Origin of the sequence: Kitasatospora nipponensis (genome assembly GCF_039528135.1) — a bacterium.
Lineage (GTDB): Bacteria > Actinomycetota > Actinomycetes > Streptomycetales > Streptomycetaceae > Kitasatospora > Kitasatospora nipponensis.
On sequence record NZ_BAAALF010000744.1, the window covers coordinates 1 to 681 of the forward strand.

Annotated in this window: 1 protein-coding gene; it reads left to right on the forward strand. The window is 73.1% G+C overall.

Annotated elements, in window-relative coordinates:
* On the forward strand, window positions 1-681 hold a 681-nt coding region (locus ABD323_RS43075; RefSeq protein ID WP_344447487.1), incomplete at both ends, for a PP2C family protein-serine/threonine phosphatase.

A 681-nucleotide genomic window follows, 5' to 3' on the forward strand; every position in this document is an offset into this window, starting at 1 on the left:
GTGCAGATCGCCCACCGCTACATGCCGGGCGACCGGCGGGCCGAGGTCGGCGGCGACTGGTTCGACGCGATCCAGCTGCCCGGCAGCCGGGTCGCCCTGGTGGTCGGCGACGTGATGGGCCACGGCCTGCACTCGGCCGCCGCGATGGGCCGCTTCCGCACCGCCATGCAGACCCTGGCCGCGCTCGACCTGCCGCCCGGCCAGCTGCTGCGCCACCTGGACAACCTGGCCCACAAGCTCGGCGACGACCACCTGGCCACCTGCCTGTACGCGGTCTACGACCCGATCAACCGCACCTGCGAGCTGGCCAGCGCCGGCCACGTGCCGCCGGTGCTGGTGCACCCGGACGGCACCGGCGAGCTGCTGGAGATCCCGGCCGGCGCGCCGATCGGGGTCGGCGGGGTGCCGTTCGTGGCCAAGAAGATCGACGTCAGCGACGGCTCGATGCTGGTGATGTGCACCGACGGCCTGGTCGAGGTGCGCGGGGGTGACATAGGAGCCGGCCTCGCGGCGCTCTGCGGGAACCTGATCGATCCCAAGCGGAGCCCGGAGGAGGCCTGCGACACGGTGCTGGACCGGCTGCACTCGGACGACCGCAAGGACGACGTGGCCCTGCTGGTGGCCCGCTTCGACGGCGTGGCCGAGACCGAGGTGGCCACCTGGACGCTGGCGGTGGACAAG